Source organism: Streptomyces sp. CGMCC 4.7035, from assembly GCF_031583065.1.
Lineage (GTDB): Bacteria > Actinomycetota > Actinomycetes > Streptomycetales > Streptomycetaceae > Streptomyces > Streptomyces yaanensis.
On sequence record NZ_CP134053.1, the window covers coordinates 5,905,885 to 5,932,767 of the forward strand.

Here is a 26,883-nt window from a genome sequence, read left to right on the forward strand (position 1 = left end):
AAGGGGAAATCACGACAGCAGGAAGTCCGCCTCCCCCGCCTTGGCCCCCTCGATGAACGCGGTCATCTCGTCGGAGGTGTAGATCAGGGCGGGCCCGTCCGGGTCGGTGGACTGACGGACGGCGATCCGGCCGTCGGCGAGCTTCATCGCCTCCAGGCAGTTGCCGCCGTTGCCGCCGCTCCACGGCTTGTGCCAGCCCTCGCTGCCCAGTTCACGGGCGGGCATGCCGTTGTAGACACGTTTACGCGGCGTGATGCGATTCATTCACAGCTCCTTGCGGAGATCCTCGAGGATCTCCTTCGTGCGTTGTGCAGTGGCGGCCTGGGCCGCCATACGGTCCATGACCTCGAGGTGGGTCGCCACCTCGGCACGCGCGTCCAGGTAGACGGCGCCGGTCAGGTACTCGCTGTAGACCATGTCGGGCAGTTCTGACATGGCGAATCGGAACAGTACGAAGGGCCCGTAGGTGCCGGGATGCGGGCCCGAGGAGAACTCGAGCACCTGCAGCGTCACCTGGGGCAGCTCCGCTACCTCCAGCAGTTTGTCGATCTGGGCGCGCATGACCTGTGGGCCGCCCACCGGGCGGCGCAGCGCGGTCTCGTCCACCAGGGCCCAGATGTGGGGCGCGTCGTCGCGCGTGAGCAGCTCCTGACGCTGCATGCGCAACGCCACGTGGCGCTCGATGTCCTCGGGTCTGGTCTGCCCGATGGCGCCCGACATCAGTACGCCCCGGGCGTACTCCTCGGTCTGCATGATGCCGGGCACGAAGTGAGGCTCGTACTGACGGATGAGCGCGGCCGCGCCCTCCAGGCTGACGTACATCGAGAACCAGCCCGGCAGGATGTCGTGGAACCGCTGCCACCAGCCCGGTCTGTTGGCCTCCTCGGCCAGTTGGACGAAGGCCTCGGCCTCCTCGTCGCTCACCCCGTACGACTTCAGCAGCAGCTGGAGGTACGGGATCTTGAGGGCGACCTCCGCCGTCTCCATGCGGCGGACGGTGGCGGGTGCGACGCGCAGGACGCGCGCGGCCTCCTCTCGCTTGAGACCGGCGCGTTCACGCAGGTCCAGCAGGCGTCGGCCGAGGACGACCTGACCGACCGTCGGCGCCGACCGCGGCTCGCTCATCCCGCACCTCCTCCAGTGCTCCTGTGTTCCGACAGCCCCGGGTGGCGTCGTTCGAAACCTCTCCGCACCGTTCCGCACCGTTCCACGCCCGCGTTCGGGCTCGATCTGCGAACTCCCGACGCGGGCACCGGACTCGAAGTCCGTGCTTCAGATTCCAACTCGCGCCGTTCGGCGTGCTGTTGCGAGCAGTGTGCCACGCCCGTTCTCGGAGTCACACTGCACTCTGCAATTTTCAGAGTGACTCTTGCCAAGTGTTCACGCCGGGGTGATAGTGACAAGCGTGATTCCGTCCGCGTCGTTAGGAACAGACGCCACCTCAGACCGGTTCGGCCCGATCGGTGCCGTGAGGCCGCGCCCCGGTGCGGCCACCGAGCGCCGGTTCCGCTTCGAACTGGCCGCGCACCCGAGTTCCGTCGCACGGGCCCGGCAGCTGACGCGCGCCCGCCTGACCGGCTGGGCGGTGTGCGAGGACACCTGCGACACAGCGGCCCTGGTCGTCTCCGAGCTGGTCACCAACGCGATCGTGCACACCGCCGGGGAGTACGTCGTCTGCGAGCTGCATGACGCGGACGACCTGGTCCGCATAGCCGTTCGCGACGAGGGATGCGCTCCGGGCGAGCCGCACCCCGCTCCGCAGCGTCCCGAGGAGGAGCACGGGAGGGGACTGCTTCTCGTCGCGGTCCTGTGCCGGGCCTGGGGAGCGCAGGAAGCGGGAACCGGGCTGCTGGTGTGGGCCGAACTGGCGCGGGACGCCGAGCAGTCGGCGTCCGGGCCCCTCCCGGCGCAGCCGTCCCGGGACCTGTCGTGTTCCGGCGACAGGTCCCGGGCGACCGAGCACACCGTGGCACGCTCCGACCTCGGCCGGCGTGCGGGAGAGCTGCCGGCGGACAGCGTGGCACGCTCCGACCTGGGCTGGAGCGCGAAGAAGCCCCCGGCCGACGGCCGGGGTTCCGGGGCGGAGGCGTCCTGGGGAACGGGGACGGAATGGGTGTGAGGGGCCCGCGGGCCACAGGGCCCCGGACCGCGCAGGCCCTGACCCTGGACTCACTGGTCCGCCTCGGACGGGGGTGGCAGAGGTCGGCGGCGGTGTCCACGCGCCTCCCTCTGCCCGAGGGCATGACCCTCCCGCTCGGCTGCGACGCGGTGGCCGTGCCCGCCCGCTACGGACCGCTGTTGCTGCCCCGGCTGCCACGCGTGGGCTGTGTGTACACAGACCGGGCCGACTGGTGGTGGATCGTGCCCTCCGACTCCGATGTCGCGCTGGACTGGCCGGCCCCCGCGCGCTACGCCAGAGGAGCGCTCGTCCCGGACACGTCCGGCACCCCCGAACTCATCCACCGACCGGACGACAACGTGCCGTACACCCCGCCGATCCCGCTCTATCTGGCGCTGTGCCGGGTCACGAGCACGACACCGGCGTGGTCGCGCCCGATCAGCGCATGACCGTACGCCCGCACGCTTGACGCACGGGCGCCCCATGGTCCCCCGCTCACGGCCCCGAACATCAACGCCACAGCGCACCCCGCGCAGCCAGTCCGTGGCGGCTGCGCGGCCGCCCGCGTTCGCACAGCGAGACCGCCGTCACGAAGACGCCGGTGCGCCCCCGCCACGCCACCACAAGCGCCCCGTGGACCCTGTCCGAAGCGGGGCGGTCGCGTGGAAACTCCTTTGCGCAGGGGGTGGAGGACCGCGTTCCTGGGGAGACCACCGTTCGTCCGCGCTCGGGGGAGGTCATGCGTGGCGAGGAAATCCGGTCGATCCGGCACATCCAGCACACCCGGCACACCGGGAGTATCCGACTCGGAGTCGCTGCTCTTCGGCGGTCCACTGCGCTACGACATGGGCTGGTCGCAGCACTCCGACGCGTTCCTGGAACTGAACTTCCGGGCCATGGTCACACGGCTGCCGTCGCTGCTCGCGTCGAGTTTCCGGCTCGCCTGGCAGGCGGACCGGCGCGCGGCCCGTGTCGTCCTGGGCGCCGAGGTGGGCCGGGGCGTGGCGCAGGCGGTGAGTCTGCTGGCGGTCAACTCCGTGCCGGCACGGCTGATGACGGGCGGCCCGGTCGAGGACCGGCTGCGCGGCGCGGTCCCGGCACTGGTCTCGGTCGCCGCCGTGATGCTGCTGGCCGCGCTGCTGCGGGCCGCTTCGACGTACGCCACCGGGCGGCTGGAGCCGCAATAGGGGCGCGACGGAGCCGCTCCGGTGGAGCCGGTGCTTGCACCGGGGGATGGCGACCGAGCTGTACCTGGAGCGGGCGGTCCGGCAGGCAGTGGCAGCGGCTCGGCATCGCGCGAAGGCGCGCAGGAACTATGTGGTCAGCCGAGTGCACGGAGCGTCTTTGGGTCGTGAATGCCGATCGAGGCGAAGAGGGCCTCTGCGGTGTACAGGCGCTTGGACGCGGGGGTGACCACGGGGACATACCCGTCCTCCTTCAGCAGTGGGCGGACTTCGAGGAGTGTGTTTCCGATCGTCCGTGGGCTCACGCCGAAGAGTTCCGCAAGGAGTTTTCGGCTTGCGATGCGGCGGACTGCCAGGATCGCCACGAGGATCCTGTCGGAATTCATGATCTTCTGCTGGAAGACCTGGAGGTTCGGTCGGCGGTTTTCATCACCGCGGCGCTGGTATCGCAGCTTTTCGAGCTGCGCCGCATGCCGAATGGTCAGCCTCTCGACCATCTGCTGCAGATCCTCGCGGCTCATTCCGGTCAGGGACGGGTCCGACAGCAGCTCGGCGGGGCTTGGGGGTGGGGTCTCCCCGGTCGCAAGGTACTTCAGAAGCGGCTCCGCGCTCATGAAACGCAGAGGGGTCGGCATGATGGCGACCTTGCGCTCGTGCAAGAGCCGGGCAGTTTCGGCCACTGCGTTCGCGATCCCGGATTCGCCAACATTCAGCAGCTCGGCAAGGACGTACTGCGGGCACACCTGGCGCAGGTAGAGGACCGTCAGGAGCACACGTGCGGAGTCGCTGATGAAGACCTTGCCGCCGGAGCCTTTCGCTCTGATTCGCGCACCGCCACGTCGTTCGAAAGCGCGCCGCTCGGCCTGGGCAAGCTGATCCGGGCACAGGCGTGCCGTCATCTTGGCCAGCTCCTGTCGGCTCATTCCGGTGAGCGACGGGTCCGCGAGCAAGTCAAGGATTTCGTCCATCGCGGGGGCCGACTGTGTCGCAGCGGGCCGGACTTCGGGAAGGACGGTGTAGTTCCACGAGCCGTGGCATTCGTGAGCCTCGATCGGCAAAGCCGCGTACTCATCCTTTGGGATGGTAAGCCCGGTCGGGTAGTCGCGAGTGTCCAGTTCGGCTTCTACGCGGAGTCCGGTTCGTGTCCGCGTGGCGGCAATGGTCTTGACGACCACCTCGTGGCTGGTCAGCGGCCTCCCGCGCCAGTTCATCGTGATGTGGGAGAAGAGCCGATGCTCTACCTTGTTCCACTTCGATGCGCCGGGAGGAAAGTGGCACACCGTGATAGCCAGGCCCGTCTCAGCCGCAAATGCGGCGAGCTCGTACTTCCACAGTCTGTACCGGTAGTTGTTGCTCCCGCCCGCGTCCGCGGTAATCAGCAGACGCGTAGCACTCGGGTAGTCGGCGCGGCCCCGACTTCCCCACCACCGCCGAATGGAGGCGACCGCGAAGGCGGAGGTGTCATGGTCTACGCCGATATTTACCCAGCCGGAATCGGCCGTGATGTCGTAGATGCCATACGGGATCGCCCGGGGTTGATCAGGACCGAAGAACAGAGAGTGGTCCTCAACCTTCACCGGGTCGTCCTTCGGCCTCCAGGCTCGCCCGGGGTTCGGCAGCTGGCCGATCATCTCCTTCTTTTTCGTGTCCACGCTGACGACCGGCTCGCCGGCCGCTTGGTGTTCCTTGACCTGGGCGTTGATGTAGTGGAATTGAGCATCGCGGTCCGGATGCTGTTCACCACTCAGGGATTTGACGTTCGCCTGGAGGCTGAAGCCGTTCTCGCGCAGCAGCTTTCCCACGGTGCGGGCCGATACAGCGTGGCCTTGCCGACCCAGTTCTTCGGCGAGATTTCGGGTGGACTTGATTGTCCATCGCAGCGGGGACATCGGGTCTCCGCGTTCGTCCGGCTCGACCAGAGTCATCAGCGCGGGCAGCAAGCCGGGATTCCTTTCTGTGACCCGCTTACGGCCTCCACCTGGTCGGCGGATGCGTCCCGCTGGCGCCGACTCCAGTCGCCCCTCAAGTTCGGCGATGCCTTTGTGAACAGTTGTTGCGCTGACACCGGCAGCCGTTGCCACAGCTCGTGCCCCTCCGTGCCCGAGCGATCTGGCTTCCGTTGCGAGTAGGAGACGTCTCTGCCTCTCATCGAGTTCAGGGAGCAAGGCCCGGAATTTCGAGGCGAGTTGAGGTATGAGCGCTTTGGGTACGGCCACAAACGATCAACGACGTCAAGGCAGCGAAGGCTACACATTGTTCCTGCGCGCCTTCCGCGCGCCGCCTACCGGCGCGGACAGATCCTGATCGTGGACGAACCGACGGCGGCGCTCGACGCCCGGGCCGAGCTGGAGGTCTTCGAGAAGATCCGCGCGCTGGCGGGCTCCGGCCAGACGGTCATCCTGATCACACACAGGCTGGCGTCGGTGCGCCACGCCGATCTGGTGCACGTACTGGACCATGGGCGGCTCGTGGAGTGCGGCGCTCCGGACGAACTCCTCGCCGCGGGCGGCGTCTACGCCGAGCTGTACGCGCTGCAGGCCGAGCAGTTCACGGCGCGGGTCACCACCCGCGAGGCGGGCTGAACATCGACGCGGTCGCCTACTCGGCGGCGTCCGCCCCGCGCACGATCACCAGGAACGCGTCCGTCGCGAGGTCCATGACGACCTCGGCAGGCTGCCCCTCCAGGCGGCGCGCCTGCGCGAACTCCTCCGCCGGCCACGAGCCGCGCGGCCCGCCCGCGGGAAAGCGCTCCAGCACCGTTCGCCCGTTCACCCTGCACCTCCTTGCGTCGCCGTGTCACGGCGAGCCGATCCTGATCGGCTCATAGAGTTAAACGCCTTCCCCCGGGTGAACGGCTCGCGAAGTGACGGTACTGAGACATAGTCGACACTCGGTCACCGCCGACGCGTGAGGAAGCTCTCAGGGCGGCCGGGTTTGTCCCGTGCACCGGCGGCTCAGGGGGAGGCGATCAGGTGTCGTACTCCTGGATCCGTGTGCCGTGACTGCGGTCGACGAGCGCGGGCAGCCGCTCCCCCAGTTCCCGTACGGCCCGGGGCAGATCGATGGTCAGCAGCTCGCGGTCGCGCATCAGGACGCGACCGTCCACGACGGTGGTGCGGACGTCCGACGCGCGGGCGCTGTGCACAAGGGTGGCGGCGAGGTCGTGGACGGGCTGGGTGTGCGGTCCGGTGAGGTCGACCAGGACGATGTCCGCGCGGCGTCCCGGCGCGATGCTGCCGATGCGGTCGCCGAGGCCCAGGGCGCGGGCACTCTGCAGCGTCGCGTGATGCAGGGCCTGCCTGGAGGTCAGCCAGCGGGGATCGCCCTCGGCCGACTTCGTTGAACCACTCCGCCACGGGAAGGTCCTCGGCGATGCCGCGCAGCGCGACCATCGGGGAGTGCGTGTGACAGTTGATCAGGCCGGGCACGCCACCTGGCCGCGCGCGTCGATGTGCTCGGCGGCGGCCCGGCCCCCGACGTCCGCGGCCGGCGTCACCGACTCCACGACCCCGTCCGTACGACGATCGCCGCGTCCTCCACGAAACCGACCCGCTCATGATCGTCGTGCACGAGGACGATGCATCCGGTGATGATGAGGTCAGCGGGAGCAGTCGGCCGATCGGCCGGAGTCGACGTCATCCCGTCACCGTACGACGCGGTCGTCCCCCTGGGCGACGTGGACCGCGCATCCCGTCACCGCCCTGTCCCCGCGCCGGATCCGCGCGCACGCTTGCCTCACCACAGCCCGCCATCCGGCTTCTGGAAGGAGCCCGGCATGCTCCTCGGCACCTGGAACCTGGAGAACCTGTACCGGCCCGGCGGCCCGTTCGGCCCCAAGGACAAGGCCGCGTACGAGACCAAGCTCGCCGCTCTGGCCGCCGTGATCACGGAACTCGACCCGACGCTGCTCGGCGTCCAGGAGGTCGGGGACCCGGAGGCGCTCGCGGACCTCGCCGACATGCTGGACGGCGAGTGGCACATCGCGCTCTCCCAGCACCCGGACGACCGCGGAATCCGGGTCGGCTTCCTCAGCCGTACGCAGCCGCGGGTGCTCACCGACACGAACGCGTTCCCGCAGCGGCTGCGGCCCGTGCAGGGCGACGACGACGGCACGCCCGTGGGGCACGCGGGCCGCGGCTTCCTGGCGGTGGAGATCGCCACGGAGGCGCTGACGCTGAAGGTCGCGGTCGCCCATCTGAAGTCGAAGCTGCTGTCGTACCCGGGCGGCCGGTTCCAGCCGCGCGACGAGGGCGAACGGGCCCGCTACGGCGCCTACGCCCTGTACCGGCGGGCCGCCGAGGCGACGGCGCTGCGCGCGATGGCCGACCAACTGCTGGCGGGTGAGGGCAAGACACGCGACGTGGCGGTGCTCGGTGACATGAACGACGAGGTGCAGGCGGCGACCACCCAGATCCTGCTGGGCCCACCCGGCTCCGAGATCGGCACGCGGGGCTACGAGCACCCGGACCGGGGCGACGCGGTGCGCCTGTGGGACGTGGCTCCGCTCATCCCCGCCGACCAGCGGTACTCGCGCGTCACCGCGGGGCGGCACGAGTTGATCGACCACATACTGGTGAGCCATCAACTGGTCCGCCGCCTCACGGCGGCGGGCACTGGCCTCCCGGGCGACAACGCCCTCCGGCTGCCGTCCGTCGGCGCCGACCCGGCGGAACGGCGCGGGGAACCGGGATCGGACCACGCGCCGGTGTGGGTGCGGGTGGGGTCCTAGGCGCTGGTGAGCTCGTAGGCACGGTGAGCTCGTAGGCACGGTGAGGCCGTAGGCACGGTGAGGCCGTAGCCGCTGGGGGGCGTAGGCGCTGGGGGGCGTAGGCGCTGGGGGGCGTAGGCGCTGGGGGGCGTAGGCGCGGGTCGCGTCGTCAGACCGCCAGCGGCAGTCTGGGCGCTTCCTTCGCGGTGAGTCCCGCGCGCGCACGTCGCTCGGTGAGTTCGTCGAGGAGTTCGGCGAGCCGTCGGCGGTGGCCGGGCGTGAGCCGTCCGGTGTCGTCGAGGTGCACGGCGCACGCGGTCGTCGTGTCGACGAGCCGTTCGACGACGGCGGCCACCTCGTCGGTGCCCTCCGCGTGCCGGGCGAGGGCGGGGAGTTCGGCGGCGGCGAGGTCGATCGCGGCGCGCGCCTCGGCGAGCGCGCGGTAGGCCTCGCGGCGCAGCGCCCAGCGCCCGGCCCGGTCGTCCTCGTCGGTCAGTACGTGCGCGAGGTACGCGTGCGCCGCATCCACCGCCCTCACCAGCCGCGCCCGTACGGTGCCGCCGCGCTGACCCGGCATCGGAAGATGCCCGACGAGCAGCACGATCCCACAGGCCAGCAGCGTCTCTCCGATCCGGCTCCAGGAGGCCTGGGGCTCCCCACCGACCATCACCAGGGCGAGGACGAGGACGGTGACGACGGCGGTCTGCGCGGCGAAGTGACGCGTGGCGGCGGGGATGAGCGCCCCGCACAGGGCGACGATCGCGACGAGCCCGGCGGGCCGGGGCACCACGGCGGCGAGCCCGGCGAAGATCACGGCACCCAGTACCGTGCCGGCCGCCCGGCACAGCACACGCGAGACGAGCGGCCCGAGGTCGGGCTTGATCAGGAAGACGGCGGTGGCGGGCAGCCAGTACCAGTGCGTGTGCTGCCCGTACCAGTGGGCGTGGTGCAGGGCCTGTGCGACGGCCGCGGCGACCCCGAAGCCGAGGGCGACGCGAAGTCCGTACTCGCGGCCGCCGGAGCCGAAGGCGGTGCGCAGCACGGATGTGGCGGTACGGCGTCGGGCGTGCAGGCGGCGTGCGTCGCCGCCGCGGTCGAAGGCGTCGGCGGCGTGCAGGAGCGCGTCGTCGAGGGCGCGCAACGCGGGGGCGCTCCGGGCGGGCGCGGGCAGCGGCCCGGTATGCGTGCTGCCGCGTACGGCGGCGGCGAGCCGGCGCGGCCCCTCGGCGGCCCGGGCGGGCACGGCGTCCCCGGCCCAGGCGAGCGCGGTGGCGGCCTCGGCGAGGGGCAGTGCGGCGGCGTACTGCGCGTGCAGGTGCCGCTCGGCGGCGGAGGACGCGTACCGGCGCAGCCGGGGCCCGGCGAGCGCGTCCTGGGCGTGGTCCAGGGCGGCGGTGAGGGCGGCCCGGCGGGCCGTGGCCTGCGAGGTTCCGGTGGCGTCGAGAAGCTCGGCGACGGCCTCGTACACGGCCGCCACGGCGTCGCGTTCCCCGTCGAAGCGGTAGTCGCCGACGCTCGCGCCACGCGTCGGCAGCACGAGCCGCAGCGCGAGCAGCCAGCCTGCGCCGGCGAGGTAGAGGAGGGCGCGCTGCCACCCGGTTTCGGGCAGAGGCATTCCGGCCCCGATGGCGCAGGCGACGAGCAGTTGCGTACCGGCCCCGGAGGCCACGGGCCCGACGGCGCTGACGGCACCGGCGACGAGCCCGACGCCGGTGAGGAGGAGGGTGAGCGGCACGGCTCCGATGTGCTGCCCGGCGTACGTCCCGACGAGCAGCCCGCCGGCCCCCGCGAGGGCGGGCACCCCGAGCCGCTTGACGGAGGCGCGCCGACTGCCGGGCCGGTCGTTGATCCCGGCGAGCATGGCCGCGATGGCGGCGACGACACCGGCGGACGTGCGTCCGGCGAGGACGGCCGTAAGGAGCAAGGGCCCGGCGGCCAGGGCACCCCGGACGACGGCGCTCCAGGGCACGGGGCCGCGCTGGGCGCGCAGGGCGTGGGCGAGCCAGGGTGGCAGGGTGAACGCGGGACGCGACACGGGGCTCCTGTCCGGGCGAGGGCGGGGTGTGCCTTCGGGCGACGGTGGCCGGGGCTCGGATGCGCGGCTGTGGGCCGTGGTGTCCACGGTAGATCGCGTCTTGGGAGTGGATGGGACGTGCACGTTTCCAGGGTGTGAAAGGACGGGCGAATGCCGCGTTCTTTATGAACGCAATCGCGAGCGCTACAAACGAGATCGCGAGCGCTACGAACGAGATCGCGAGCGGTATGAACGAGATCGCGAGCGGTCCCGGAAACAGGAGCGGGCCCGAGGGCGTAGCCGGCCCCCGGGCCCTGAAGATGCCGCCCATATGGGCACGCCGACACGCTTGAGGACCCAGGTCAGTCGTAATGTCGCCGCGTCCTGCCTTTGGACCATCGCGCATCGAGCTGCGCGAGCTGGACTTGAACCAGCATTTCGACGTCCCGGGGCCTGGGCCCGGTCGATCCGGCGATCGGCGGCGAATGCTGAGTCTGGAGCGAGAGTCTGAGATTGATCGCGGTCTGCCTCTGCCGAATTGGGCTACCGCGGCAAGGGGTTGTGCCGCGGGGAGGATTCGAACCTCCACTGGAACCGCGCAGTCACGACAAGCTTCAGCTTCAGCTTGCGCTCCTCGCGCACCCCGGCCGTCGTGCGTTGTGGCCGGGGAGTTCTTGAGGCTACCCGAACAGGTAGCCGAACACGGCGTCCCCGACCCGCTGGTCGACGATGTCCACGCCGTTCGCCTCCTCACGGGCGAACTTGACGGCCTGCTGCAACTTCTCCACTCGGTCGAGGAGTTCGTTGACCCGTCGCGCGGGCAGGGCGCCGGAGAACTTCACGGTCGTCCAGTACCCGACGGGCACATCCTCGTAGTACACCTCGACCTGGGCCGGGTGCTTGTCGGTGGCCTCGGCCTTCACGTGGTTCCGGGGCACCTTCTTCGTACGCAGCGTCCGTACGGGCTCGGTCTTCCACGCGTCCGTGGACGGGTCCTGCACCCAGGACTCGGATGCGTCGAGAACCGGCAGCTTGCGGACGAAGGTGTTGAGGTCGACGAGCTGCTTCTCCAGAAAGAGCAGATACGCCACGGGAACGTCGGCGACGAGCACGCGCCCGTCCACCTTCACATCCGCCTTGGCGGTGCAGTTGGCCCAGTCCTTGGTGGCGGTCACGTCGAACAGCCGCGTGAGGGTCGCCGCGGTCTGCCGCAGCACGTCCTCGGCCTGCACCTGGACCCGCGTGGACTCGGGCGGCAGTTGCTCGCCCTCTTCGTCCTTCGGCTGGTACGTACGCGAGATCCCGGCCAGCAACGCGGGCTTCTGCAGCCCGTGGTGAGCGGCCGTCAGGTCCTGGTGGGACTTGGACTTGATGCCCTTCTCGATTGCGATGATCTGATTGAGTTTCGCCACGCCGGAGACCGTAGCAGCGGGCGGCCGGGGATTTCGAAGGATTATCGGTCGGTGGATCCCCGTGCACGGGAGAGGATGTCGCCCGCGACTGTGCGTCCGTCGGAATTCCACAGAGGTCACCCGAGGGGGATCCGGTGCGGCAGGCCCAGCAGGTGCTCGCCGACTTCGACGAGCGGTTGCTCGCGGTCGGCAGCTGTCGTCCTGGCTTGGTCGCGCACCACTACGGTTTGGTCGGCAGCCCTGCCGTCTCCGCCGCCGTGCGCAGCACGTCCCGCAGCATCTCGGGGGTGAGCCGTCCGGTGAAGGTGTTGCGCTGGCTGACGTGGAAGCAGCCGAAGAGTTCCACGCCCTCCAGCGACACCCGGGCACCGTGCCCGAACGCGGGCCGGGGACGGGGCACCGTCCAGCCCACCTCGGCGAGTGCGGTCAGCGCGGCCTGCCAGCCGAAGGCGCCGAGCGCGACCACGCAGCGCAGCGACGGCCGCAACAGCCGCAGTTCCTGCACGAGCCATGGCCGGCAGGTGTCCCGCTCCTCGGGCGTCGGCTTGTTGGCGGGCGGGGCGCAGTGCACCGGCGCGGTGACACGCACGCCGTACAGTTCGAGCCCGTCGTCGGCGGACACCGAGGTGGGCCTGGACGCCAGGCCCACGGCGTGCAGCGCCGCGTACAGCACGTCCCCGGACCGATCCCCGGTGAACATGCGCCCGGTCCTGTTTCCACCGTGGGCCGCGGGTGCGAGACCGATGACGAGCAGCCGGGCGTCCGGCGGCCCGAAACCCGGCACCGGCCGACCCCAATACGTCCAGTCGGCGAACGCGGCCCGCTTGGTACGGGCCACCTCCTCGCGCCACGCGACCAGGCGCGGACAGGCACGGCATCCCGTGATCCGCTCGTCCAGCGCGGCAAGGCTGCTCCTGTCCATACCTCCACAGTAGGTCTGCGTGAACGCCGGCCGAGCCGATACGAGCAGGCCGGGACGCGAGGCGCCGGGGCGGTGACCGGTCCGCCGGGACCGTCGGCGGCCCACGCGCGGAAAAGACGTCCGGTCCACCCAGCTCGGGGAGCTAAGGTCGAGGCATGGCTTCTGAAGGTGCGGACGACGAGAGGACGGGCGGGGCCGACGGGACCCGCGCGGCCGCGGCGGGCCGGGAACCCGAGGCGCGCCGGGACCGTGAGACGGACCGGCGGAACGCCGGCGCGGGCGGGCAGAGCCGTGCGTCCGACGCACCGGGCGCCGGGGACCCGCAGGCCACGGATGCGCAGACCGCGCCCGTCGAAGCGAACACCGCCGCCGCGGTCGCTGCCGCGGAGGCGGCCGGCCCGTCGAACGGCGAGACCGTGCGCCTCGACAGCTGGATCTGGTCCGTGCGGCTCGTCAAGACCCGCTCGATGGGCGCCACCGCCTGCCGGGGCGGGCATGTACGGGTGAACGGCGAGCGCGTGAAGCCCGCGTACTCCGTGCGCGTCGGCGACGAGGTGCGTCTGCGGCACGAGGGCCGGGAGCGGATCGTCGTCGTGAAGCGTCTGATCCGCAAGCGGGTCGGCGCCCCGGTGGCCGCCCAGTGCTACATCGACAACAGCCCTCCCCCACCGCCCCGCGAGGCGGTCGCCCCGGCGGGCGTCCGCGACCGCGGCATGGGCCGCCCCACCAAGCGCGACCGCCGCGAAATGGAGCGCCTCCGCGGCTTGGGAGCGCCTCCGGGCGGCGGCTTCAGCGGTCAGGGCCCGTCGACCGGTTCCGGGGGCCGGAACCGGTCGAAGGGCCAGAGCGGTTCCGGCGCGTTCTGAGCGCGGGCAGGCCCCCCAGCCCCCGGGGGCTGGGGGGCCAGGCAGCCGGCCAGGGTATGCGCCTGGGCTGGGGAGGCCGGGTCGGCCGGGTGCGGTCGAGGATCCTGCCCCCGCGTCGAGGCCTCCCGGCCCAACCGGAACCCCTCCGCGTCGCGAACACGGTTGATCACGCCCGGCGGCGCGCCATGCGCACCAGGTCCGCTGTGCGGTGGCGGCGAGCCCAGGCGATCAAGGTCAGCGGCACGATGAGGATCAGCGGGGTCGCCGCGTGCTGACCGTCGAAGACGGTCAGCTGAACGACGAACGCGCCCACCATCAGCCCCGAGAGCGCCACCGCCGCGACCGACGACAGGACCGGTATCAACAGCGCGACCGCACCGGCCAGTTCTAGCGAACCGATGGTGTACATCCCCGTGTTCCCCCAGCCGATCCTGTCGAAGGGCTCGACGGCCGACGGATGCGCGATCAGCTTGGGCAGCGCGCTCGCGACCCCGTAGAAGAGCGCGAGCACGATCTGCAGGACCCGCAGGGAGATCTCGGCACGGCGGCTGCGGCCGCGGCCGCCGTTCACCGACGGGGAGGTGGAGGCGGCGCGGGCGACGGGGGCGGTGGTCTCGGACATGGTGGTCTCCGTGGGAAGCAGTTCCGCAGTGGTGTCACAGAGGTAGACCGGCTCCCGTCCCGCAACTCATCGCTACCCGGCCGGTGTCTTCACCGCCCTCACCCACACCCTGTCCTCCGTCAGATACCGGTCCACCGTCAGCCCCGCCTCCCCGAGCGCCTCCTCGAACTGCTCCTTGCTCAGCGGCCGCGACAGGAACGTCTGCGTCCAGGTCGCGTCCGGGAATTCGTACTCCACGCGCACCGAGTCGACCCCGTCCCCGACCGGCTCCGAGGACACGATCCGTATCGTGAAGCCGCTCGGGTCGACCCGCTCGCGCGGCACGTTCGAGTGGTAGTCCGCCCCCTCCCGCTGGATCAGCACGCACCCGCCCTCCGCCAGGTGCCGAGCGCACGTCCGCAGCAGTCCTCGCCGCACCTCGACGTCCCCGGCATGGACGAGGAACGACGCAAGCATCACCACATCGAACGTCTCACCCAGGTGGATGTCCTCGATCGGGCCGCATATCGTGCGCGCACCGCTGACCCGCTCCAGCATCTCCGCCGACTCGTCCACCGCCGTGACCGTGAAGCCGCGCTCCAGCAGCGGATGGGTCATCCGGCCGACCCCGCTGCCCAGCTCCAGAATGTGCGCGCCCGCGGGCACGGCCGCGGCGATGATGTCCGGCTCGTCTCCGATCGGCAGTCGCGAGTAGAGCTCGACCGCGCAGCCGTCGGGGGTGATCGCGCCGGGGCCCGTTCCCTCGTATCCGTCCCGCATTTTCAGCCTCATGCCCGTCCAACGGACCGCCCTCAGGGGCCAGTTCCGTCATCGCGCCACCCGATCGGGTGAAACGTTCGACGGCGGAACGCACGCTCGGGATCGTCGCGGTTGCCGGGTCCGGTCACAGCACGAGCCAGCCGTGCCCCCCGTACCAATGTCCGCCCGCCCGCAGATGGTCCCCCACCGCCCGCTCGACACCGGTGTGCCGCGGCAGCCCCTCCGCCGGCAGCTCGGGGTCGCCGAAGACGAAGCCGACCGGTACCCCGTCGTCCGGCGTCGTCTCCACGTACGCGAGCTCGAAGCGGTCCTGGAAGCGGATGATGTTGGAGTCGGCCGGCAGATACCGCCTGAGCTGCGGATCCAGCAGCCAGGAGTGGCACACGGCGATCTCGTAGTGCTCATCGGCGTAGTGCCGGGCGAAGAACTCCCGGGCCAGCGCGAGCGACCGTTCGCAGGCGGACGGCGACAGCGGTCCGCGGAAGTCCGGTATGTGCAGACTCAGACAGGGGTCTCCGGGGCCCAGGGCCCAGCCCGCCGCCGCGACGGCCCGCCCCGTACGCTGCCCCAGCCGCGCCCGCTGGAACTGCAACCGCCCCAGCTGGAAGATCTCCCCGTGGAAGTGCAGGGCCAGCCACCACGGGAACAGCAGTCCGCCCGTGCCGCGCCTCCTGCGGTGCACCGCCACCTGCCGCCCGAGGTCGGCGAGCGTACGCCAGGACACCACCTCAGGGACGCCGCGCTTCCGGTGGTGAGCGCGCACGTACGGAAGCGCCGCGAGGAAGACGAACACATGGAAGAACCGCCCGAGCGGCCCCGTCGATGCCGGGAACGGCGGCGGCTCCCAGCCCTTTCCGATCTCCCCCATGTCGCGCACGAACCGGGCGACGCACCGCGCCAGGAGCGTCATCGCCTCCGCGTCCTTGCCCAGGCGGGCGCGCAGCGCGACGAGTTCGTTGATGTCCTCGTGGGGTACGGACAGGTCGAGCAAAACGTCGGGCAGCTCGTCCTCGCCGGGCAGGGCGGCCTCCACGCGCGGGTCACCCTCGTTCTCGAGGTCCCTCAGCCACTCCGCGAGCCTCGCGTCCGCCCGCAGCGCCTCCAGCAGCATCATCGCCTCCCCCGTGGGTAGGACCGCTCGCCGCGGTCTTCTGATCCGGTCGCCCTCCCGTGGTGAACGTGCACCACGAAGGGTACTTATCCCGGTAGGAGAGGTGATCCCGATGCGGACGGGCAGTGAACCGACAACAGCGCGCAGTGCTCTGCGGGCGCGCTTCTGGCTGAGCGTCTGGGGTCTGGTCTGGGCGACCTTCGGAACGGTCGCGTTCTCGCTCCTCGGGCGGCCTGGCTGGGCGGCCGCGTGCGGCGCCCTGTGGCTGATCATCATCGTGGACATGACCGTGATCGTGCGGCACATGCACCAGGGCCCTCACTGGCAGCCGGGCCGGGACGTCCCTCCGTACCCGCCGCCGGAACGCCGCCGCCCCCCGTAGCCGGCCCCCGAGCCCGGCAGGCTACGAGTCGAAGCGCGCCGCCTTGAGGTACTGCGGGTTGGGGTCCAGCGCGGCGGCCAGCCGGAAGTGCCGCTTGGCCTCCTCCGGCCGCGCCTGGCGCTCATAGGTGCGGGCCAGCGCGAAGTGCGCGAACGCGTTGTCCGGCTCGCGTTCCAGCACGATGCTGAACTCCAACTCGGCGGGCCGCAATTGCGCCGCGGCGAAGAAGGCACGCGCGCGCAGGAGCCGCGCGGCCGTGTTCTCGGGGTGCGCGGCTATCACGCCGTCGAGCAGCTTCACCGCGCCACGCGGGTCCCGCGCGGCGAGCAGCTGCTCCGCGGCGCGGAAGTCGATGACATGCGTCTCCGGAGTACGTCCGGTCGGATCGCTGGTCTCGGGCACTCCAGAGTCCTTCCCTCAGTGAACCGGTTCAACGCCCCCAGTGGCGACCGCTATTCCTGTGAGCTCTGCGCCCTGCGTACGAGATCCGCCCATACGTCCCTTACGCTCCGCCGCAGCTGCTCCAGGGGAACGTCGTTGTCGATGACGATGTCCGCGATCTCCAGGCGCTTCTCGCGTGTCGCCTGGGCGGCCATGCGCGCGCGTGCGTCCTCCTCGCTCATGCCGCGCAGGCGGACGAGCCGGTCGAGCTGGGTGGCGGGGCCGGCATCGACGACGACCACCACGTGGTAGAGCGGGGCGAGTCCGTTCTCCGCGAGGAGGGGGACGTCGTGGACGACCACGGCGTCCTCGGCGGCGGCGGTCTCGAGTTCGCGGGAGCGGACGCCGACCAGGGGGTGCACGATCGCGTTCAGGACGGCGAGCTTCTGGGGGTCGGCGAAGACGACGGAGCCCAGCTTGGGGCGGTCCAGGCTGCCGTCCGGGGTGAGGACGTCCTCCCCGAAGGCTTCTACGACCGCCGCGAGCCCTGGCGTGCCGGGCTCGACGACCTCACGCGCGATGCGGTCCGCGTCGATCAGCACGGCCCCGCACTCCACGAGCAGCCGTGACACCTCGCTCTTGCCGGCACCGATACCGCCGGTCAGCCCCACCTTCAACATGACGGGAAGCCTACGGCCTGCCACTGACACCGCGGTGGCAGGCCCATGCGCTCAGCCCTCGCCCTCGCGTTCGGCCAGGAAGCGCTCGAATTCCTGCCCGATCTCGTCCGCGGACGGGATCTCCACGGGCTCGGCGAGCATGTTGCCACGCGTCTCGGCGCCCGCGGCGGCGTCGTACTGGTGTTCAAGGCCCTGTACGAGCGAGACGAGTTCCTCGTCCCCCTCCTGGATCTGCCGGTCGATCTCCGTCTGCGTGCGGTGCGCCTCCGTGCGCAGGGCGTGTGCCACGCCCGGCAGTACGAGTCCCGTCGCGGCCGTGATGGCCTCCAGGACGGTCAGTGCGGCATCCGGGTACGCGGAGCGGGCGATGTAGTGCGGGACGTGCGCGGCAACGCCCAGGACGTCGTGTCCGGCCTCCATGAGCCGGTACTCGACCAGGGCCTCCGCGCTGCCGGGGACCTGCGCCTCCTCGAAGGGGCTGCGGTGGCCCGGAACGAGGTCGGAGCGGTTGCCGTGCGGGGTGAGACCCACGGGGCGGGTGTGCGGCACACCCATGGGGATGCCGTGGAAGTTCACGGACAGGCGGACGCCGAGCCGCTCCACGATCTGCCGGACGGCCGCCGCGAAGCGCTCCCACTCCACGTCCGGCTCGGGCCCGGACAGGAGCAGGAAGGGCGCCCCGGTGGTGTCCTGGACGAGGCGCACCTCGATCGTGGGCTCCTCGTAATCGGTCCAGCGATCGCGCTTGAAGGCGAGCAGCGGGCGGCGGGCACGGTAGTCCACGAGCCGGTCGTGGTCGAAGCGCGCCACGACCTGGTGGGGCAGTGAGTCGAGGAGCCGGTCGACGATCTGGTCGCCCGTTTCTCCCGCGTCGATGTATCCGTCGAAGTGGTAGAGCATGACCAGACCGGCCGACTCCTGGGCGAGCGCCATGTCGACGATGGCCAGGCCCTTCGGCTCCCATGCGTACAAACCCTGCGGATCAAGCACTTGGACCGCTCCTCCTTGTGTTCGTACTGCACAACGCCGTTGTGGGGCAGGGTCATTCCCGGCCCGCGGCCCGACTACCCGCTTGTCGGTGACTTTTCAGCCTCGCAGGGACGCCGGGCAGCGCCGCACCCACACACTGAGGGCCCGCACCCCAGGGGGTGCGGGCCCTCAGTCAGCGGCTAAGCCTCAGCGGCAGCGATCAGCTCTGGCCGCCGGCCAGCTTCTCGCGCAGGGCAGCCAGCGCCTCGTCCGACGCCAGGGCGCCGGAGGTGTCGCCACCCTCGGAGGAGTACGAACCGCCGGTCGCGGCCGGAGCGGCGGCCTCGCCACCCTCGGCGGCAGCGGCAGCGTCGGCCTCGCGGGACTTGATGACCTGCTGCTGGTGCTGCTCGAAGCGCTGCTGCGCCTCGGCGTACTGGCGCTCCCACTCCTCGCGCTGCTTCTCGTAGCCCTCGAGCCAGTCGTTGGTCTCGGGGTCGAAGCCCTCGGGGTAGATGTAGTTGCCCTGGTCGTCGTAGGACGCGGCCATGCCGTACAGGGTCGGGTCGAACTCGACCGACGCCGGGTCGGCACCGAAGGACTCGTTGGCCTGCTTGAGGGACAGCGAGATCCGGCGACGCTCCAGGTCGATGTCGATGACCTTGACGAAGATCTCGTCGTTGACCTGGACGACCTGCTCCGGGATCTCCACGTGGCGCTCGGCCAGCTCGGAGATGTGGACCAGACCCTCGATGCCCTCGTCCACGCGGACGAACGCACCGAACGGAACCAGCTTCGTGACCTTGCCGGGCACGACCTGGCCGATCTGGTGGGTGCGGGCGAACTGCTGCCACGGGTCTTCCTGGGTCGCCTTCAGCGACAGGGAGACACGCTCGCGGTCCATGTCGACGTCGAGAACCTCGACGGTGACCTCCTGGCCGACCTCGACAACCTCGGACGGGTGGTCGATGTGCTTCCAGGACAGCTCGGAGACGTGGACCAGACCGTCGACGCCACCCAGGTCCACGAAGGCACCGAAGTTGACGATCGAGGAGACCACGCCGGAGCGGACCTGACCCTTCTGCAGGGTCGTGAGGAACGTCTGGCGGACCTCGGACTGGGTCTGCTCCAGCCAGGCACGGCGGGACAGGACCACGTTGTTGCGGTTCTTGTCCAGCTCGATGATCTTCGCCTCGAGCTCCTTGCCCACGTAGGGCTGGAGGTCGCGGACGCGGCGCATCTCGACCAGGGAGGCCGGGAGGAAGCCACGGAGGCCGATGTCGAGGATGAGACCACCCTTGACGACCTCGATGACGGTACCGGTGACGATGCCGTCCTCTTCCTTGATCTTCTCGATGGTGCCCCAGGCACGCTCGTACTGGGCGCGCTTCTTCGAGAGGATCAGGCGGCCTTCCTTGTCCTCCTTCTGGAGGACAAGGGCCTCGATCTCGTCGCCGACGGCAACGACCTCGTTCGGGTCGACGTCGTGCTTGATCGAGAGCTCGCGGCTCGGAATGACACCTTCGGTCTTGTAACCGATGTCGAGCAGGACCTCGTCCCGGTCGACCTTCACGATGACGCCGTCGACGATGTCGCCGTCGTTGAAGTACTTGATCGTCTCGTCGATCGCGGCGAGGAAGGCTTCCTCGTTACCGATGTCGTTGACCGCAACCTGCGGGGTGGTGGCGGTGGTCTCGGTGCTGCTCGTCATGTGGGAAAGGGCTCCGGTACGGACATTGAAGTCGTAGGTACTGCTTACGCCGGGAGCCCGTTTCGCTCTGCAGAAGCCGGACAGCCAAGGAAGCGCCCCGCCAGCGAACTGGCGACGGCGCCTCGAGAACCGAGGGGACATACAACAGATGCGAGCGCAGCCTGCTACGTCTGAGGTGCGCAGGCCCGCAGCGCAACTTGTAGCATACGGGGGCAGGCGGGCAGGGTCAATGCGCGAAGGCCCCCACCCGGGGCGGATCGCCGCATTCCCGGCACAAGAAGCCCCGCGACGCCGGTCGCATATCAGATAACGCCACAAGGCCACGCAGGCCTGAGACACCTCTTCCGCTGCTCCGCCGAACGGATTGCACGGAAGAGTACGACGAGGGAGCCGATCATCCAAGAGCCCGAACCGTTCGAGCCCGAAGCCACCCGACGCGCGGCGGGTGTCACCGAGAGTTCCCGGGCCAACCGGGGCTGGTGGGACCGGAACGCGGACGAGTACCAGATCGAACACGGAACGTTCCTCGGCGACGACCGCTTCGTATGGGGCCCCGAGGGGCTCGACGAGGTGGAGGCCGAGCTGCTCGGCCCGGCGGAGGACCTCAAGGGCAAGGATGTCCTGGAGATCGGCGCCGGCGCGGCGCAGTGCTCGCGCTGGCTGACCGCCCAGGGCGCGCGTCCGGTGGCTCTGGACATCTCCCACCGCCAGCTCCAACACGCGCTCCGCATCGGCGGTGCCTTCCCTCGCGTCCAGGCCGACGCGGGCATGCTGCCCTTCCGGGACGGCTCCTTCGACCTGGCGTGCTCCGCGTACGGCGCGCTGCCGTTCGTCGCCGACCCGGTCCTGGTCCTGCGCGAGGTGCACCGGGTGCTGCGCCCCGGCGGCCGGTTCGTCTTCTCGGTGACGCACCCGATCCGCTGGGCGTTCCCGGACGAGCCGGGGCCCGAGGGGCTGTCGGTGTCGGCCTCGTACTTCGACCGGACGCCGTACGTCGAGCAGGACGACCAGGGACGGGCGGTGTACGTCGAGCACCACCGGACGCTCGGCGACCGCGTCCGGGACATCGTGGCGTCCGGCCTGCGGCTCGTCGACCTGGTCGAGCCGGAGTGGCCCGTCTGGAACACGTCGGAGTGGGGCGGGTGGTCACCGCTGCGCGGCGGTCTGATCCCGGGAACGGCGATCTTCGTCTGCGCGAAGGACTGAGGGGCGGGCGGTTCCTGGAGCGGACCACCCGGGAGCCGGCTGGAACACTGGTGCGGTGATCCGCCACGACGCCCTCGACCGCCTGCCCGTCCGTTCCGCCGTTCCGGCTCTTCAGGAGGCCCTGGACGGGCGCGGTGTCGCGGTGCTGTGCGCGCCGCCCGGTACCGGCAAGACGACGCTCGTGCCGCTGGTCCTCGCCGGGCTCGTCGGTGGCGGCCCCGCGCGCCGCGTCATCGTCGCCGAGCCGCGGCGGATCGCCGCCCGGGCCGCGGCACGGCGGATGGCGTGGCTGCTCGGGGAGAGGCCCGGGGACAGCGTCGGGTACACCGTGCGCGGTGAGCGGATGATGGGGCGGCACGCGCGCGTGGAGGTCGTCACGACCGGTGTGCTGCTCCAGCGCCTGCAACGGGACCAGGAGCTGGCGGGCGTCGACGTGGTCGTGCTCGACGAGTGCCATGAGCGGCACCTGGACGCCGACACGGTGGCCGCCTTCCTGCTGGACGTGCGGGAGGCCCTGCGGCCCGACCTGCGCCTGCTGGCGGCCTCCGCGACCACGGACGCGGAGGGCTGGGCCCGGCTGCTGGGCGGGGCGCCGGTCGTCGAGGCGGAGGGCGTCTCGTACCCCGTCGAGGTGGTCTGGGCGCCGCCGGCGCGTCCCGTACGGCCGCCGCACGGGATGCGCGTGGACCCCGCGCTGCTGACGCATGTGGCATCGGTGGTGCGGCGGGCGCTCACCGAGTGCGAGGGGGACGTGCTGTGCTTCCTGCCGGGCGTCGGGGAGATCGCGCGCGTGGCAGGACAGCTGGGGGACCTGGGGGACGTCGAGGTGCTCCAGGTGCACGGGCGGGCTCCGGCGGCCGTGCAGGACGCGGTGCTGTCCGCCGGAACCGGGCGGCGGGTGGTGCTGGCCACGGCCGTGGCGGAGTCGTCGCTGACCGTGCCCGGGGTGCGGGTGGTCGTCGACGCCGGGCTGGCCAGAGAGCCGCGGGTGGACCACGCGCGCGGGCTGAGCGCGCTGACGACGGTACGGGCCTCGCAGGCGGCGGGGCGACAGCGCGCGGGCCGGGCGGGGCGCGAGAGGCCGGGCCGGGTGTACCGCTGCTGGGCCGAGGCGGAGGACGCCCGGCTGCCCCGTTTCCCGGCGCCGGAGATCAGGCTGGCCGACCTGACGGCGTTCGCGTTGCAGACGGCGTGCTGGGGCGACCCGGACGCGTCCGGCCTCGCGCTCCTCGATGCGCCGCCGGGCGGGGCGATGGCGGCGGCGCGGTCGGTGCTGACGGCGATCGGCGCGGTCGACCCGGCCGGGCGAGCGACGGACCGGGGCGCGCGGATGTCCCGGCTCGGTCTGCATCCGCGGCTGGCCAGGGCGCTGCTGGACGCGGCCCCGGAGGTCGGCGCGGACCGGGCCGCCGAGGTGGTCGCCCTGCTGAGCGAGGAGCCGCCGCGGGAGTACGGGGACGACCTGGCGGTGGCGTGGCGGACGGCCCGGCGCGGTGGCGACGCGTACGCGGCCCGCTGGCGGGAGGAGGCACGCCGGCTGCGGGCCGCTGCGGGCGACCGTCCCTCCGGTGCGACAGGGGCGCGGGACGATCACGTGGTGGGTCTGGTCGCCGCTCTCGCCTTCCCGGAGCGGCTCGCGCGGGCCGACGGGGATTCCTATCTCATGGTCGGCGGCACCCGGGCCGAACTCGCGGACGGGTCGGCGCTGCGCGGTGCCCCTTGGCTCGCCGTCGCGGTCGCCGACCGGCCCGTGGGAGCGGGGCACGCGCGCGTGCGGCTCGCCTCGGCGGTCGACGAGGACGTGGCGCGGCGAGCCGCCGAAGCCCTGCGCTCCGAGGGGGACGAGGTGCACTGGGCCGCCGGTGATGTCGTCGCCCGGAGCGTCGAGCGGCTCGGGTCCGTCGAGCTGACGGTGCGGCCGCTGCGGGATGCCGGCCCCGCCCTCGTACGGGAAGCGCTGCTGGAAGGGCTGCGGGACGAGGGGTTCGGCCTGCTGCGGTGGTCGCCCGAGGCCCGCGTACTGCGGCAGCGGCTCGCCTTCGTGCGGCTGCACCTGGGTGAGCCCTGGCCGGACGTCGGCGACGACGCGCTCCACGCGCGCGTGGACGAATGGCTGGAGCCCGAGCTGAGCCGTGCCCGGCGGCGTGCCGACCTGGCGCGGATCGACGCCGGTCAAGCCCTCGCCCGGCTGCTGCCCTGGTCGACCGGGGAGGCCGCCCGCCTCGACGAGCTGGCGCCCGAGCGGATCACCGTGCCGAGTGGGTCCGGGATCCGGATCGACTACGCCGATCCCGAGCGACCCGTCCTCGCCGTCAAGCTGCAGGAGATGTTCGGACTCCAGGAGTCACCCCGGATCGCCGGCGTTCCCGTCCTCGTGCATCTGCTCTCCCCCGCCGGACGGCCGGCCGCCGTCACCGCCGATCTCGCCTCCTTCTGGCGGGACGGCTACAAGGCGGTACGGGCCGAGCTGCGCGGCCGCTATCCCAAGCACCCCTGGCCCGAGGACCCGGCCGGTGCGGAGCCGACGCGGCACACGAACGCGCGGCTCAGGCGGTGACCGGCTCGGGCTCCACGGTCTCGGTGGGCGCGGGGTCGCCCGGGCGGCGGCCACGGGCCTCCAGATAGAGGGACAGCGACAGCAGGCCGGCGCCCAGGATCAAAAAGCCCCACGGCAGGTAGGACGTCAGCAGGAGGATCAGCGTGCGGTTGTGCTTGACGAGGGCGACCGTCGACCTGATGTAGTCCTCGCGCATCTTCACGTCGCCCGCGAACGCCGTGACCCTGTCACGCCCTCCCAGGAGCGTTCCGCCGCGCAGCTCCTCCTTGTGGTTCTCCTCGCCGTAGACGGGCGCACCGGTCACCGGTTCGACCCAGAACTTGCGGACCGTGGTGTACCAGCGGGTCGTGCCCGTCTTGGCGACCGACTCGGGGGTGATGCCCTGGACCGGCATGGTCTTGGGGAGGTGGACCTTCGTCCAGGGGATGGTCTGTTCGAAGTAGTAGACCTTTACCCCGCGGAAGGTCTGCGTGCCCTTGTAGTGGATGGGGGTCGTGGTGCGCGTCTGCGCGTCGAAGTACTCGTAGTCCCTCTTCTCCGTCAGGAACGGCCACTTGAACTCGATGCCGTCGCGCCGGACGGGGTCGCCGTCGACCATCTCGCCGGTGGCGTGGACGGGTTCCTGGCTGTGCGCGTCGAAGATGTAGCGCTCGGGGATGCGGGAGACCATCTTGCCGTCGGGACCCTGCACATAGGACAGGCCGTCCCAGACCACCACGTCCCGGCCGGCCGTCTTCTCGATCTTCTTCGACGCCTCCACGTTGCCTTTGAGGGTCTGCACGATGGTGACCTTGGGAACCGTGCGGGCCTTCATGGTGCCGTAGTCGAGCAGGGTGGCGTTCTTCGCCTCCAGGACCATGTCCTGGTACTCGTTCGCGGGGACCTTGGCCCAGCGCGGGAAGGCGTACCAGCGCAGCAGTGGGGACAGCGTCGCGAAGAACACGGCGAGGGCGAGCAGGATCAGACTGGCCTTGCGTCGCATCTCGGCCTCCCTCCCGGACGGACGGCTCGTACGGTCACGGGTGTGCGGGCACCGTCGTCAGCAACGGCTTCGGGGACGTGTCGCCGGACGGCGTGCCCATGGCCGTCAGGATCAGCACCAGGGCGAACGCCGTGGCGAGACCGATCGCGGCTGCGATGAGGGCGCGCATACGGGCCTCCCCTGAAAAACGGAACTGATGCATCGTCAGGTCCCGGCACGGTAGCAACGGGTGCGCGAGATGAGAACACGTCGCACGCACAACGACTGCGGCGCCCCTCCGCGAGGGAGGGGCGCCGCAGTCGTACGCGGGCCTGACGCGGCCCTGCGAGGTGGGGCTGCTACGAGGCGGGGGTGGTCGGCGCGCTCGGCGACGAGGTGGCCGCCGCGACCTTCAGTTCGACCGTCAGGGTCGCGCCGCCCGCGGTGTTGATGCGGAGCAGGAACGTGCCGGTCGTGTCGTCGGCGTACAGCTTCGGGAGCTTCAGCACTCCGTCGGCGTCGGTCTTGAGGTCCGTGAGGGTGCGTACGGTCTTGCCGTCCGCGTCCTTGAAGTAGGGACCCTTGTCGTTCTCGGTCGGGTCGTCGGCCGACTTGACGAGGGTCGCGGTGGCCGCGACACCGTCCGCCACGGCGCCCTTGTACGTGGCCTTCACCTCGACCTGGTCCGCGAACTCGCCGCCCGGCGTGCAGGTCAGCTCGGTGTCGCTGGTGCGGGCGAGGGTGTCGGCCTGGCGTTCGGTGACGGTGGCCTTGTAGTCGAGGCCGGTGACCGTGCGGCCCACGACGAGGGCGCGCACCTTGAAGTCGCCGGTCTTCTCGCCTGCGACGAGCGCGGGCGCGGTGGCCTTGCCGGTGCTGTTGGTGACAAGGGTCGCGACGGTCTCGCCGCCCGCGAAGGTGGCGTCCGTGTCGCCGATGATCGTGAACCGCACACGGACCTTCGCCACCGCCTTGCCGGCCTTGGTCACGGCCTTGACGACGATCTTCTGGTCGAACGTGTCGCCCGTCATGGCGGAGAGCTTGGCGGTGCCGCCGTCCGCCAGGTGGTCCACCGTGTCGGTGGGGGTGGTCGGCCTCGAGGGCTTGCTCGGCGGCGTCGGGGGCGGGCTGGGGCTGGTGGAACCGCCGCCGGGCTTGTGGGGGCTGGGCTTGTGGGGGCTGGGCTTCCCCGGCGGCGTGGGGGTCGGGGTGGGGCTCGCACCGGAGTTGCCGTCGCTGTGCTGCGAGGGCAGCGCGCCCGTGCCGTCCGGGATCGAGTGGGTGCCCTTGCGGTAGTACTCGTACCAGCGCAGAACGGTGTTCAGGTAGTCCTGCGAGTTGTTGTAGCCGAGGATCGCCGCGTTCATGTCGGCCTGGACCGAGAGGTCGCGGTCGAAGCGGCAGAGGTAGTGGCCGGCGGCGAGGGCGGCGTCGTAGATGTTGTTGGGGTCCTTGACCCCGTCGCCGTTGCCGTCGCGGCCCGCCCATGCCCAGGTGGACGGGATGAACTGCATGGGACCGACGGCGCGGTCGTAGGTGCTGTCGCCGTCGTAGGCACCGTTGTCGGTGTCCGATATGTTCGCGAAGCCGTTGCCGTCGAGGCGCGGCCCCAGGATCTTCGAGTACGTCGTACCGTTCGCGTCGACCTGGCCGCCGCGGGCCTGGCCGGACTCCACCTTGCCGATGGCGGCGAGGAGCTGCCAGGGCATGTTGCAGCCCGGCTTGGACTGCTGGAGTTCGGCAGCGGCCTTCTTGTAGGCGTCGAGGACGGTGGCGGGTATGCCGGCCTCCGACTCGCCGGTGGTGACGGTGGTGGAGCCGGCGCTCGGGCTGGGCGACGTGGTGGGGCTGTTGAGCGGCGGGAGGTCGGTGTAGTAGCCGCCGTTGCCCGTGGCGGTGTCGCCGTGGGCGCCGTTGCCGGCGTCCTCGGGTGTGGACTGGGCGCCCGTGTTCTGTCTGCCTTGGTCGTCGGTGGTCACTCCCGGAGCCTGGGACGCGGCCAGCGCCGCTACCGCGGCTGCGGCCACGGCCGTGGTTGCCGCGCCCTTGCGCAGCCTCCTGCCGAAATGCGCCGCCATTTGAGTGAACCCCTCCCGTTGACGACCGATTTTGTACTGTTGTGGTGCTATTGGCGCTAGACCACGCGCCGCCGCGGCGACCAAGTGACCCTACGACAACTTCCGTCGTACCGGCACCCGTTGGTGCCCGGTTTTCACCTTTTGGCCATGCACCATTTGGCCGGGCGCAGGAGCAAGGCGAATCACCTCACCCGTCTCATGCGTCCCTCATACTGGACGACTGTGATCGCCGGGTGGTTGT

At 71.0% G+C, this 26,883-nt stretch carries 24 protein-coding genes and 3 pseudogenes; 9 read left to right on the top strand and 18 right to left on the bottom strand.

All coding sequences use genetic code 11. The features are described 5' to 3' along the window. Nucleotides 1-9: 9 nt before the first annotated feature. Both Q2K21_RS25905 and Q2K21_RS25910 read right to left on the bottom strand, forming a co-directional pair. Nucleotides 10-264, bottom strand: coding sequence for a DUF397 domain-containing protein (locus Q2K21_RS25905; protein WP_310775544.1), 255 nt, complete (start codon nt 262-264; stop codon nt 10-12). Then, complete coding sequence (locus Q2K21_RS25910; RefSeq protein ID WP_310775546.1) at nt 265-1,125, bottom strand: helix-turn-helix domain-containing protein; 861 nt, start codon at nt 1,123-1,125, stop codon at nt 265-267. It lies immediately after the preceding gene. Between the two features lie 343 nt (nt 1,126-1,468). Here Q2K21_RS25910 and Q2K21_RS25915 point away from each other — a divergent pair, with 343 nt between their 5' ends. The 3 genes and pseudogenes from Q2K21_RS25915 to Q2K21_RS25925 form a co-directional block, all read left to right on the top strand. Next, a complete protein-coding gene (locus Q2K21_RS25915) occupies nt 1,469-2,119 on the top strand; it encodes an ATP-binding protein (RefSeq protein WP_386276051.1) in 651 nt (216 codons plus the stop codon). Beyond that, nucleotides 2,110-2,568, top strand: coding sequence for a hypothetical protein (locus Q2K21_RS25920; protein WP_310775550.1), 459 nt, complete (start codon nt 2,110-2,112; stop codon nt 2,566-2,568). The genes Q2K21_RS25915 and Q2K21_RS25920 overlap by 10 nt, the downstream gene beginning before the upstream one ends. Before the next feature lie 294 nt (nt 2,569-2,862). Then, nucleotides 2,863-3,303, top strand: a pseudogene (locus tag Q2K21_RS25925) (ABC transporter ATP-binding protein); the annotation flags it as partial. A 137-nt stretch (nt 3,304-3,440) separates the two neighbouring features. On the opposite strand, the gene Q2K21_RS25930 reads toward Q2K21_RS25925, so the two are convergent. Continuing rightward, nucleotides 3,441-5,519, bottom strand: a complete 2,079-nt coding sequence (locus Q2K21_RS25930; protein WP_310775552.1) for an ISAzo13 family transposase — start codon at nt 5,517-5,519, stop codon at nt 3,441-3,443. Here Q2K21_RS25930 and Q2K21_RS25935 point away from each other — a divergent pair. Beyond that, a pseudogene (locus Q2K21_RS25935) lies at nt 5,505-5,885 on the top strand (ABC transporter ATP-binding protein); the annotation flags it as partial. The gene Q2K21_RS25930 and the pseudogene Q2K21_RS25935 overlap by 15 nt on opposite strands. Before the next feature lie 16 nt (nt 5,886-5,901). Here Q2K21_RS25935 and Q2K21_RS25940 read toward each other — a convergent pair. Together Q2K21_RS25940 and Q2K21_RS25945 are read right to left on the bottom strand one after the other, a co-directional pair. Next, nucleotides 5,902-6,075 carry a hypothetical protein gene (locus Q2K21_RS25940; protein WP_310775554.1) on the bottom strand — a complete coding sequence of 58 codons (174 nt, stop codon included), beginning with the start codon at nt 6,073-6,075 and terminating at the stop codon, nt 5,902-5,904. Nucleotides 6,076-6,271: 196 nt separating this feature from the next. Further along, nucleotides 6,272-6,942: pseudogene (locus Q2K21_RS25945) on the bottom strand (amidohydrolase family protein). A gap of 136 nt (nt 6,943-7,078) precedes the next feature. On the opposite strand from Q2K21_RS25945, the gene Q2K21_RS25950 reads away from it, so the two are divergent. Further along, nucleotides 7,079-8,032 (top strand): endonuclease/exonuclease/phosphatase family protein, encoded by a 954-nt coding sequence (locus tag Q2K21_RS25950; protein WP_310775556.1) that lies wholly within the window; start codon nt 7,079-7,081, stop codon nt 8,030-8,032. Nucleotides 8,033-8,180: 148 nt separating this feature from the next. On the opposite strand, the gene Q2K21_RS25955 is transcribed toward Q2K21_RS25950, so the two are convergent. The 3 genes from Q2K21_RS25955 to Q2K21_RS25965 form a co-directional block, all read right to left on the bottom strand. Continuing rightward, the gene (locus tag Q2K21_RS25955; RefSeq protein ID WP_310775558.1) at nt 8,181-10,046 is read right to left on the bottom strand and encodes an FUSC family protein; all 1,866 of its coding nucleotides are present in this window, start codon (nt 10,044-10,046) and stop codon (nt 8,181-8,183) included. A 659-nt stretch (nt 10,047-10,705) separates the two neighbouring features. Next, nucleotides 10,706-11,437, bottom strand: a complete 732-nt coding sequence (locus tag Q2K21_RS25960; RefSeq protein WP_310775559.1) for a DUF7873 family protein — start codon at nt 11,435-11,437, stop codon at nt 10,706-10,708. 220 nt (nt 11,438-11,657) lie between these two features. Then, nucleotides 11,658-12,359, bottom strand: a complete 702-nt coding sequence (locus tag Q2K21_RS25965) for a uracil-DNA glycosylase (protein WP_310775561.1) — start codon at nt 12,357-12,359, stop codon at nt 11,658-11,660. Nucleotides 12,360-12,514: 155 nt separating this feature from the next. On the opposite strand from Q2K21_RS25965, the gene Q2K21_RS25970 reads away from it, so the two are divergent. After that, nucleotides 12,515-13,225: an RNA-binding S4 domain-containing protein gene (locus tag Q2K21_RS25970; protein ID WP_310775563.1), complete on the top strand. Its 711-nt coding sequence runs from the start codon at nt 12,515-12,517 to the stop codon at nt 13,223-13,225. Between the two features lie 166 nt (nt 13,226-13,391). Here the strand turns inward: Q2K21_RS25970 and Q2K21_RS25975 are convergent, their stop codons facing one another. The 3 genes from Q2K21_RS25975 to Q2K21_RS25985 form a co-directional block, all read right to left on the bottom strand. Continuing rightward, a complete protein-coding gene (locus tag Q2K21_RS25975; protein ID WP_310775566.1) occupies nt 13,392-13,847 on the bottom strand; it encodes a DoxX family protein in 456 nt (151 codons plus the stop codon). Nucleotides 13,848-13,919: 72 nt separating this feature from the next. Next, nucleotides 13,920-14,606, bottom strand: coding sequence for a class I SAM-dependent methyltransferase (locus Q2K21_RS25980; protein WP_310775568.1), 687 nt, complete (start codon nt 14,604-14,606; stop codon nt 13,920-13,922). Nucleotides 14,607-14,730: 124 nt separating this feature from the next. Further along, nucleotides 14,731-15,717 (bottom strand): acyltransferase domain-containing protein, encoded by a 987-nt coding sequence (locus Q2K21_RS25985; RefSeq protein WP_310781243.1) that lies wholly within the window; start codon nt 15,715-15,717, stop codon nt 14,731-14,733. Nucleotides 15,718-15,829: 112 nt separating this feature from the next. Here Q2K21_RS25985 and Q2K21_RS25990 point away from each other — a divergent pair, with 112 nt between their 5' ends. Beyond that, a complete protein-coding gene (locus tag Q2K21_RS25990) occupies nt 15,830-16,099 on the top strand; it encodes a DUF6343 family protein (RefSeq protein ID WP_310775570.1) in 270 nt (89 codons plus the stop codon). 21 nt (nt 16,100-16,120) lie between these two features. Here the strand turns inward: Q2K21_RS25990 and Q2K21_RS25995 are convergent, their stop codons facing one another. From Q2K21_RS25995 to rpsA, 4 genes are all read right to left on the bottom strand, one after another. Beyond that, nucleotides 16,121-16,501, bottom strand: a complete 381-nt coding sequence (locus Q2K21_RS25995; RefSeq protein WP_234515118.1) for a tetratricopeptide repeat protein — start codon at nt 16,499-16,501, stop codon at nt 16,121-16,123. 50 nt (nt 16,502-16,551) lie between these two features. Beyond that, nucleotides 16,552-17,160, bottom strand: coding sequence for a dephospho-CoA kinase (gene coaE / locus Q2K21_RS26000; protein ID WP_310775573.1), 609 nt, complete (start codon nt 17,158-17,160; stop codon nt 16,552-16,554). Between the two features lie 51 nt (nt 17,161-17,211). Further along, nucleotides 17,212-18,150, bottom strand: a complete 939-nt coding sequence (locus Q2K21_RS26005) for a PAC2 family protein (RefSeq protein WP_310775574.1) — start codon at nt 18,148-18,150, stop codon at nt 17,212-17,214. A 199-nt stretch (nt 18,151-18,349) separates the two neighbouring features. Further along, nucleotides 18,350-19,840, bottom strand: a complete 1,491-nt coding sequence (gene rpsA / locus Q2K21_RS26010) for a 30S ribosomal protein S1 (protein WP_310775576.1) — start codon at nt 19,838-19,840, stop codon at nt 18,350-18,352. A gap of 330 nt (nt 19,841-20,170) precedes the next feature. On the opposite strand from rpsA, the gene Q2K21_RS26015 reads away from it, so the two are divergent. Both Q2K21_RS26015 and hrpB read left to right on the top strand, forming a co-directional pair. After that, nucleotides 20,171-21,046 carry a class I SAM-dependent methyltransferase gene (locus Q2K21_RS26015; RefSeq protein ID WP_386276141.1) on the top strand — a complete coding sequence of 292 codons (876 nt, stop codon included), beginning with the start codon at nt 20,171-20,173 and terminating at the stop codon, nt 21,044-21,046. Between the two features lie 55 nt (nt 21,047-21,101). Continuing rightward, nucleotides 21,102-23,603, top strand: coding sequence for an ATP-dependent helicase HrpB (gene hrpB / locus Q2K21_RS26020; protein ID WP_310775578.1), 2,502 nt, complete (start codon nt 21,102-21,104; stop codon nt 23,601-23,603). Here hrpB and Q2K21_RS26025 read toward each other — a convergent pair. The 3 genes from Q2K21_RS26025 to Q2K21_RS26035 all read right to left on the bottom strand — a co-directional run bounded on the left by Q2K21_RS26025 (nt 23,593) and on the right by Q2K21_RS26035 (nt 26,642). Continuing rightward, nucleotides 23,593-24,585 carry a cell envelope lipid trafficking protein PgfA gene (locus tag Q2K21_RS26025; RefSeq protein WP_310775579.1) on the bottom strand — a complete coding sequence of 331 codons (993 nt, stop codon included), beginning with the start codon at nt 24,583-24,585 and terminating at the stop codon, nt 23,593-23,595. The genes hrpB and Q2K21_RS26025 overlap by 11 nt on opposite strands. A 34-nt stretch (nt 24,586-24,619) precedes the next feature. Further along, a complete protein-coding gene (locus Q2K21_RS26030; RefSeq protein ID WP_310775581.1) occupies nt 24,620-24,754 on the bottom strand; it encodes an SPW_0924 family protein in 135 nt (44 codons plus the stop codon). A 169-nt stretch (nt 24,755-24,923) separates the two neighbouring features. After that, nucleotides 24,924-26,642: a lytic transglycosylase domain-containing protein gene (locus tag Q2K21_RS26035; protein ID WP_310775583.1), complete on the bottom strand. Its 1,719-nt coding sequence runs from the start codon at nt 26,640-26,642 to the stop codon at nt 24,924-24,926. Between the last annotated feature and the right edge of the window lie 241 nt (nt 26,643-26,883).